The 9152-nt window shown below is 62.4% G+C and carries 7 protein-coding genes and 1 tRNA gene; 2 read left to right on the forward strand and 6 right to left on the reverse strand.

What is annotated here, in order from left to right; translation table 11 throughout:
• Window positions 1-62: 62 nt before the first annotated feature.
• Entirely contained in the window at window positions 63-1112 is a 1050-nt protein-coding gene (locus ACP5E6_RS09800; RefSeq protein ID WP_427954049.1) for a diguanylate cyclase, read from the reverse strand.
• A 377-nt stretch (window positions 1113-1489) separates the two neighbouring features.
• Between ACP5E6_RS09800 and ACP5E6_RS09805 the strand changes: the two genes are divergently transcribed.
• Complete coding sequence (locus ACP5E6_RS09805; protein ID WP_427954050.1) at window positions 1490-2071, forward strand: lipocalin family protein; 582 nt, start codon at window positions 1490-1492, stop codon at window positions 2069-2071.
• A gap of 108 nt (window positions 2072-2179) precedes the next feature.
• Here the strand turns inward: ACP5E6_RS09805 and ACP5E6_RS09810 are convergent, their stop codons facing one another.
• Window positions 2180-4450: an NADP-dependent malic enzyme gene (locus ACP5E6_RS09810; RefSeq protein ID WP_427954051.1), complete on the reverse strand. Its 2271-nt coding sequence runs from the start codon at window positions 4448-4450 to the stop codon at window positions 2180-2182.
• Between the two features lie 149 nt (window positions 4451-4599).
• Window positions 4600-4682, reverse strand: a tRNA-Leu gene (locus tag ACP5E6_RS09815).
• Between the two features lie 24 nt (window positions 4683-4706).
• Between ACP5E6_RS09815 and lipB the strand changes: the two genes are divergently transcribed.
• On the forward strand, window positions 4707-5393 hold the full coding sequence (gene lipB, locus ACP5E6_RS09820; protein WP_427954052.1) for a lipoyl(octanoyl) transferase LipB: 687 nt from the start codon (window positions 4707-4709) through the stop codon (window positions 5391-5393).
• A 10-nt stretch (window positions 5394-5403) separates the two neighbouring features.
• Here lipB and ACP5E6_RS09825 read toward each other — a convergent pair whose 3' ends face one another.
• The 3 genes from ACP5E6_RS09825 to ACP5E6_RS09835 all read right to left on the reverse strand — a co-directional run.
• Entirely contained in the window at window positions 5404-7719 is a 2316-nt protein-coding gene (locus tag ACP5E6_RS09825) for a heavy metal translocating P-type ATPase (RefSeq protein WP_427954053.1), read from the reverse strand.
• A gap of 74 nt (window positions 7720-7793) precedes the next feature.
• The gene (locus ACP5E6_RS09830) at window positions 7794-8189 is read right to left on the reverse strand and encodes an MAPEG family protein (protein WP_427954054.1); all 396 of its coding nucleotides are present in this window, start codon (window positions 8187-8189) and stop codon (window positions 7794-7796) included.
• Window positions 8190-8249: 60 nt separating this feature from the next.
• On the reverse strand, window positions 8250-9152 hold a 903-nt coding region (locus ACP5E6_RS09835), incomplete at its 5' end, for a M3 family oligoendopeptidase (protein ID WP_427954055.1).

Below are 9152 nucleotides of genomic sequence, written 5' to 3' on the forward strand. Positions count from 1 at the left end.
TAATCGCATGAAATCGCTCGAAAAAACATAGAGCTAGAGCGTTAAGCTGAAAGCACCACGCTCTAGCTGATGGCGAGCGCATCCTCGGTCGTAACGCGGTTACGGCCCATTTTTTTTGAAATATAAAGGGCGCGATCGGCTTTTTGGAGCAGGCTATCCTGCGTGTCATCCGCAGAACGCTCCGCGACACCAACCGATGCGGTAAAGGGTTTCAGGACCGCATTGTCTCGATTACGCCTGAGGCGCAGCGATTCGATTTGGCCCCGAATTGTTTCAGCAACAATAATCGCGCCTTCAATGGGGGTGTCAGGCAACACAATGACGAATTCCTCGCCACCGTAGCGCACCGCGAAATCGCCCCCGCGAATCGATTTGCGGATCACATCGGCAACGTTGCGAATAACCGCATCCCCGAGCGCATGTCCGTAGGTATCATTGATCAGCTTGAAATGGTCGATGTCAACCATCAGAACCGAGAACGGTTGACCGCGCCCCGAAGACAACAACTCGCTGAGATGGGCATCCATCGCGCGGCGATTCAAAAGCCCCGTCAGCGGATCGATCATCGCATCACGCCGGCGCTGTTCCAACTCGTCTCTCAGGCTGATCGTTTCGGCCAGCGTCGTCTCCAACCGCTCCTGTAATTGGGCGTTACGCCGCTGCGCCTGCTCCGCGGCGACCTTGAGTTCCGCAGCAATGATCTGGAGCGGTCGCGGCTGCAAACCGCTGGTGAGGTCACCAATGCCCGCCTGGAGTTTCTGCCCGAAGAGCTTCGCCCCTTGCCCGGCGTCCCCAATTTCCGTCACGAGCGCGTTCAGGATCTTCTCCAGATCCCCTCCCATGCCGCGCAACAAGCTAAATTGGTCGAACGCGACGTGGCGTTCATACATCATGCTGATGATCGTATCATCCAGCATCCGGCCTGCTTGCAAATACTGATCGAGCGATTTTTGCAAAGCCGAATTGGTTCCGTCGAAATAATCGTAGATAACCGTGTAGTTCCGCGGCGTTGGCGCAACCCGATGCGCGACGAGCAAATCCAAAGTCCGTTCGGCCAGGATCTTCGCTTCCCCCAACGTATGGATTGTTGACGTCACTTCAGCGCTTGCCATGGTTAATTTCCGTACAGGGTTTTCACGTCGATGAGAGTCAAATAAACTACAGTTCGAGCCGCTCCGAGGCATACCAGGCGCTCCTCGAAACGAGCAGCGCGTCGCATCCTTATCGTTTCCGTAATCTGAAATGATTTCAGAATCGTTTATCAGAGGCAACAAAACGCTGCCCGATAGATCCATCCGGAACGTGATCTGCACCCGGCAATCACCCAAAATAAACATCGCTGGCGTCAGCCGCGCGGAAAGCCGATGAAGTGGCGTCCGATTTTGGGTCCGCGATTGCCGCAATCAGTATGGCGCGTCAGGGAAACCGCCCTACATCCCTGATACAAAGCCGGCTACCGCGGCCGCATTTGATGAAGGAATTAGACCTGATGCTGACACTTGCGCGCCGATCGTTTCTGGCCGCTGCGCCGGCGGCGCTGGCGGGTTGCACACTCGATACCAGCTCCTACCCGTTTCCGCCGTTGCACCACGCCACGCTCGACCTCGATCGCTTCATGGGCCGTTACTATATCATCGGCCACATCCCGTATTTTGCGGAAGCCAATTATGTCGGGTCCTACGCGGTCTACACGAGGCGCGCGGATGGGACGATCAATGACCAGTACAATGGATATCCCAAGCGCTTCTCAGCGCCTCTATTCCAATTCACCTCGATCGATTACGTCGAACCCGACAGCGGCAACGCCATCTGGCGGGTGACCGCTCTGAACGGCTGGATCGGCGTGCCCTATGTGATCATGCATGTCGAACCCGATGATTCAGCCTTCATGGGCGGTTTTCCCAACCGAACCCTCGGCTGGATTTTCAGCCGGACCAAACACATGGACCCCTCCCTGTATCAGGCGATGCTGGAGCGTTTTTACCATCAGGGCTACGATGCCCGGCAGTTCCGCCGGGTCGCGCAATTCCCCTCACAAATCGGCCAGCCCGGGTTCGAACGGATCACCTGATCGGGGCGTAACGCTCGCTTTCAACCGGTCCCCGTATCGACCATCCGGAACGGCAAAAACTCAACGTTTACCTATCATCCGTGATCGATGGGCCGGGGCGGTTGCCGATCAAGCGGCCAGAACCGCTTCCATGGCGGCAACGGCGCTCATATTAACGAGGCCCCGCGCGGTGACGCTGGGGACGGCGATATGCAGCGGCTTTGCCAATCCCAACAGGAACGGGCCGACGGTAACCGCCTCTCCCGCGGCTTTCAGCAGATTGAAGCTGATGTTGGCGGCGTCGATATTCGGCATGACGAGCAGATTTGCCGAACCTTCCAGGCGGGAGTCACAGATCGAACGATTGCGAATCGGCTCGAATAAGGCATCATCGGCGTGCATTTCGCCATCGACCTCAAGTTCCGGGTCCTGGGCGCGGATCAGGGCCAGGGCTTTGCGCATTTTACGGGCCGAGGCTGATTGGGCGGCGCCGAAATTGGAGTGTGACAGCAGCGCCACCTTGGGCGCGATACCGAAGCGGGCAACCATGGCGCTGGCAAGATGGGTCATTTCAGCGATGTCGTCGGCGGTCGGGTCTTCGTTCACATGGGTGTCGCAGAAGAACAAATTGCCGCTTTGCAAAATCAGCGCGGCGATGGCGGAAACCCGGTTGATGCCAGGGCGGCGCGGAATGATCGGGATCGCGTAGCGGAACTGGCGCGACCAGTCGCCGAGGCCGCCGCAGATCGCGGCATCGACCTCACCGATCGAGAGCAGCATGGCGGCCGCGACGGTGGGCCGGCGAGAGAGCTGGCGTGATGCGGCATCGGGGGGAACGCCACGGCGACCAACACGGCACTGATAATCCGTCAGCAACCGCGCGAACAGCGCCGGTTCATGCTCGAAATCGAGAATGCGAACCTCCTGTTCCGGCTTCATCCGCAGGCCAAGTGCGGCGATACGTTGCAGAATGGTCGCCGTGCGCCCGAACAGGATTGGTGTGCCGAGGTGGTCATCGACAACACTTTGCGCGGCGCGCAACACGCGTTCATCTTCACCTTCCGCGTAAACGATCCGGGTTTTGGCCGAGCGGGCAACCTCGATGACCGGTCGAAGGAGCTGGCCGGACCGGAAGACGAAGCGTTCGAGTTCATGGCGGTAGACATCGAAATCCCCGATCGGGCGGCGCGCGACGCCTTCCTCCATCGCGGCTTTGGCAACGGCGGGAGCGATGTGCAGGATCAAGCGGGTGTCGAACAGTTTCGGAATGATATAATCACGTCCGAACACCGGCGCGTTGCCGCCATAGGCGGCTGCCACCGTGTCCGATGCTTCGATCTGGGTCAGTTCCGCGATGGCCGTCACGGCGGCGAGTTTCATCCGTTCGGTGATCGCGGTGGCGCCGACATCGAGAGCGCCGCGAAAAATAAACGGAAAGCAGAGAACGTTATTGACCTGGTTGGGATAGTCGCTGCGTCCGGTGCAGATAATCGCGTCCGGCCGACGCTGCGCCACAAGGTCGGGCATGATCTCGGGCTCCGGATTGGCGAGGGCGAGGATCAACGGATTGGGGGCGAATTTATCGAGCCAATCCGCCTTCAGAACACCGGGTGCCGACAGGCCGAGAAACACATCCGCATCGTCCAGTATTTCGAACAGGGATCGCGCCGTGGTATTTCGCGCCACCGGTTCGAGAGTCGGGTCGAGGTTCGGGCGCCCCTGGTAGATCACCCCTTCGATATCGGTCATCGTGATATTGTCGCGTGGCGCCCCGAGCGCGATCAGAATATTAACGCAGGAGAGGGCCGCCGCACCGGCGCCGGACGTGACGATCTTGACCGTCTCGATCGATTTACCCTGGACTTTCAGCGCATTCAGCACAGCGGCGCCCACGATGATCGCGGTACCGTGTTGATCGTCATGAAACACCGGGATCTTCAATCGCTCGCGCAGGGTCTGCTCGATCCTGAAACATTCCGGCGCCTTGATGTCTTCGAGATTGATGCCCCCAAAACTGGGTTCGAGCGCGGCCACCACGTCGATGAACTTGTCGGGATCGGATTCGTTAACCTCGATATCGAATGTGTCGATCCCGGCGAATTTCTTGAACAGGACCGCCTTGCCCTCCATCACTGGCTTGGAGGCAAGCGCCCCGATGTTGCCGAGGCCGAGCACCGCCGTGCCATTGGTGATAACCGCGACGAGATTGCCCTTGATCGTATAATCATAGGCCGTATCGGGATCGTCCTTGATCGCAAGGCAGGCGGCCGCGACACCGGGAGAATAGGCCAAGGCGAGATCGCGTGAGGTTTCCATCCGTTTGGTCGGCGTGATGGTGAGTTTGCCGGGGCGTGGGTAGCGATGATAATCAAGCGCGGCTTTGCGGAGCGTTTCGTCCATGGTGTCCAATCCCCCTGTCTTCCCAACAATGCGCGATGCATCGAGGCCCGGCAACCGTCTCACGGCATGGCAGGAAAGCGATCGGCGTCACGGCAAAGAGAGGTCCGTACCGGGGATAAATGATGGATTTGACTTTGACAGGACAATCATGCGGCCGAGAAGATTCGAACTTCCACAGGGTTTCCCCCACAAGCACCTCAAGCTTGCGCGTCTACCATTTCGCCACGGCCGCACCGTCGCGAAAGCGCTATAGCCGATGGATCAACCAGTATCAACAACCCCGGCAATCGAATGGGTCACGGCATCGGGATGGCTCGATTACGCACAAGCCGTCGCTGAAATGCAGAGCCGTGTCGCAGCCATCCAGGCCGGCGCCGCCGCCGAACGGGTTTGGCTGGTCGAACACCCGCCGATCTACACCGCCGGCACCTCGGCGCGCGACTCCGATCTGATCGCCCCTGGCGCCACCCCCATCTACCAGACCGGGCGCGGCGGCCAATGGACCTATCACGGGCCGGGCCAGCGGGTCGCCTATGTCATGCTCAACCTCAACCGCCGCCATGGCGCCATCCCGGCGCGCGACATCAGAAAATTCGTGGCTGGATTGGAAACCTGGCTGATCGAAACCCTCGCAGCCTTCGGGATACAGGGGGAAACCAGAGCGGGACGGGTCGGCATCTGGGTGGTTGCGCCCGATGGCACCGAAGCCAAGATCGCCGCGATCGGCGTGCGGGTTTCCCGCTGGGTCAGTTATCACGGCATCGCCCTGAATATCGCGCCCGACCTTGGTGCCTATGCCGGCATCATTCCCTGCGGCATCACTGCCCATGGCGTCACCTCGATCGCGGCACAGGGCGTGACGGCATCGATGACCGCGATCGACGCCGCCCTCCGCCGCGCGTTCGATAGCGTGTTCGGTCCGGATACGACCCCACCGTCATGACGACAAAGCGTCACGGGAGCGGCATTTCGCGCCCGACCAGCGCCCGACCCGCGAGCGGCGACGGAACGCGCCACCGCCGCAAGGTCAGTGCGTTGGTCACGACGGTGACGCTGGAAAACGCCATCGCCGCACCGGCGATCATCGGGCTGAGATAGCCCAGTGCGGCCAGCGGAATGCCGATCAGGTTGAACACGAAGGCCCAGATCAGCCCCTGGCGGATCTTGCCGAAGGTTTTCCGCGCAATGTCCAGCGCCGCGCCAACCAGCATCGGATCGCCCCGCATCAACGTGATGCCGGCGGTATGCATCGCAACATCAGAACCGCTCGCCATGGCGATACCAAGGTCGGCGGCGGCGAGCGCAGGCGCATCGTTCACGCCGTCGCCCACCATCGCGACGATCCGTCCAGAATCGCGCAGGCGTTGCACGGCGGCGGCCTTCTCATCGGGCAGACACTCGGCGGTGATCTCATCGATGCCGAGCGCCGCCGCAGCCACCGCGGCGCCACCACGACGATCACCGGTGAGCAAAACCACGCGGATGCCGCGCGCCCGCAACGCGGCCACCGCGGCGCGGGCGGTCGGTTTCAGGGAATCGCCGAAGCCGATAATGCCGAGAACACGCGGCGCGTCAGTGCCACCATCCTCCCCGCAATCGATCAGCCACGACACGGTGCGGCCCTGCCGCTCCAACGCTTCCGCCCGTGCCTCGAGATCAGATGCCTCGAGATCAGCCGCCTCGCCCCCGCCGTCCTCAATCCCGTTGTCCCGGCGCAAACGGGCATTGCCGAGGGCAATGCGCCGGCCCGCGACGATGCCTGTAATGCCGCGACCCGGCAGGGCACGCACCGCGACGGCCGATGGCACGGCGGCATCGGCCGCAAGCGCCAACACCGCGCGCGCCAGCGGATGCTCGCTGCCGCGCTGCAATGCCGCAGCCCAGTGCAGCACCCGTTCCGGCTCAACTCCGCTGGCTGCTTCCAGTGCCACAACGCTCGGGCGCCCCTCGGTCACCGTACCGGTCTTGTCGAACGCAACCGTGTCGATGCGCCTGGCGCGCTCCAGGGTTTCGGCATCCTTGATCAGTATCCCCTGCGTGGCCGCGACGCCGGTCCCCGCCATCACGGCGGTGGGCGTTGCAAGACCCAGGGCGCAGGGGCAGGCGATCACCAGCACCGATACCGCGCAGAGCACCGCATGTTCCGCCGTGCCGGTGGTCAGCAGCCAGCCGATCAGCGTGAGCAAGGCCATCACCAGCACCGCGGGAACAAACACCGCCGCGACCCGATCGACCAGCCGCTGAATCGGCGCCTTCGCCGCCTGCGCGCTCTCGACCAGACGGATGATCCGCGCCAGGGTCGTCTCCGCACCGACCGCCGTCGTTTCGATCAGCAACACGCCATCGCCGTTGATCGCGCCGCCGGTGACCGGATCGCCCGGCCCCCGCGCGACCGGCATGCTCTCGCCGGTCAGCATCGACAGATCGATCAAACTCTCGCCCGCTCGCACCCGTCCATCCACCGCGATCCGCTCGCCAGGCTTGACCACGACCAGATCGCCCACCGCGATGCGTGCAACCGCGACCTCGCGGTCAGTGCCATCCGCCGCGCGCACCATGGCGCGTTCGGGGCGCAGCGCCGTCAGCGCCTGAAGCGCCGCGCCGGTCTGGCGCTTCGCCCGTGATTCCAGGATCTTCCCCAACAGGACCAGTGTGATGACCACGGTCGATGAGTCGAAATACAGCGCCGGCGTCCCGCCGATCGCCCAGGATCGCACCAGGAGATAGACGCTCATGCCATACGCCGCCGATGTGCCGAGCGCCACCAGCACATCCATATTCGCGCTCCCGGTGCGCACCGCTTTATAACCCGCCTGATAAAACCGCGCGCCGATCCAGAATTGCACCGGCGTCGCCAGCGCAAGCGCAAGCCAGCCGGGCACCGCGATTGGCACCCCGGCCAGGGTGGCAAGCATGCCGATCAGCAGCGGCGCCGTCAGCAGCGCCGCGGCGCCAAAGCGAAACAAATCATGCCGCGCGCCGGCATCGCGCAACGCCGCCTCCGCCGCCGTGCCATCCGCCTCGATCTTGTGCGCCCGGTAACCAGCCCGTTCGATTGCCGCGATCATCGCCGCCGGTTCAACACCAACGGCGGTGACCCGCGCGGTTTCGGAGGCCAGATTGACCTCGGCCCCGGCAACGCCAGGCAGTTTACGCAGCGTCCGCTCGACCCGCGCCGAGCAGGACGCGCAAGTCATGCCCTCGATCGCAAGGTCGATACACACGCCCGTCTCCCGCGACGGCGCCACGACCGGAGGGATCGCATTCATCGGTAAATCCTTATCAATAATCCGGCATATGGGGATTCCAACAATGGCAAGGTCAAGACCCCGTCATCCGGTCCTCACGAGCCCCGCAGCAGCAGCAACGCGGCGGCGATCAACACCGCCCAGGTGATCAACGCGCCTGGCGCCCGAAACAGCACCTGCTGCACCGAATTCTCCCGCGCAACCATGCCGATCGGGTGGATGATCCGCGCAATCACCAGGGGCAACAACAGCGCATTCATGGTCATCGGGCCGGCGCCGCGCGCTTCGAGCAACGCGGCCAGGATCAGGATCAACGGCACATATTCGTTGAAATTGGCATGAGCCCGGATCCGGCGGCCCAGATGGGGATTGCCCCCATCACCATGGACGATCTTGAATTTGCCGCGGCCCATCACGACCCAAGCCGAGATCGCCATGTAAATCAAAGCCAGGATCGCCGCGTAGATTGCGGTAACATGGGGAAAAATCATCAAGAAACTCCGCGAGAGGACGATCCGTGTTTCGATGCAGACGCAAAAAACCGCTGCACCTCAAGCCACCAGCGCCGCCTCGGCCGTCTGCACCACCGCCTGCAACGCCCCCGGCTCGAACGGCGATTTCAGCCGTGCCGCCTCCACCAGCTTGCCGAACGGTGCCGAGCCACCCAGGCCGCAGAGATCGACGTAGGTATCGAAACTCGCCTTATAATCCTGCTGCGATTTCACCCAGAACTGCAGCGCGCAGCATTGGGCCAGCGTGTAGTCGATGTAGTAGAACGGCGCGCGGTAGATGTGCAGTTGCGCCTGCCAGCGCCCGCCCATCGCCGGGTAGGCGAGGTCGCCCCAGTTGCGCCACGGCAGATACATCGCCTCCAACCGCCGCCACATCGCATGGCGTTCGGCGGGGGTCGCTTCGGGGTTGGCGTAGACTTCGTGCTGGAAATGATCGACGCAGACGCCGTAGGGCAGGAATTCCAGCGCGCCGATCAGATGCATGCGCTGGTAGCGCGCGGTCTGATCGCCGAACATCGGGGCGATGTGCGGGTAGGCGAGGAATTCCAGGCTCATCGAGTGGATTTCGGCGGATTCCGAGGTCGGCCAGAGGTAGTCGAGCGAGGGCTGGTTGCGGCTCTGGTAGTTCTGGAAGGCGTGGCCCATTTCGTGGGTGAACACATCGACATCGTGATGCGTGCCGTTGAAATTGGCGAAAATGTACGGCATCCCGACCGCGGGGAACGAGGTGCAGAACCCGCCGCCCGCCTTGGTCGGCCGGTTCTTCAAATCCATGAAGCCGCCTTCGTTCATCTGGCGGTAGAAGCCGGCGAGGCGCGGGTCCATCGCTTCGAACATGGCATTGGCCTTGGCCACGAGTTCGTCGTGATCGCCTTGCGGTTTCGGGTTGCCTTTGGGGTCGACCAGTGCTTCGTCCCAGGCGTAGAGCGTGTCGAGCCCGTT

The organism is Acidiphilium sp. (assembly GCF_049977125.1).
Lineage (GTDB): Bacteria > Pseudomonadota > Alphaproteobacteria > Acetobacterales > Acetobacteraceae > Acidiphilium.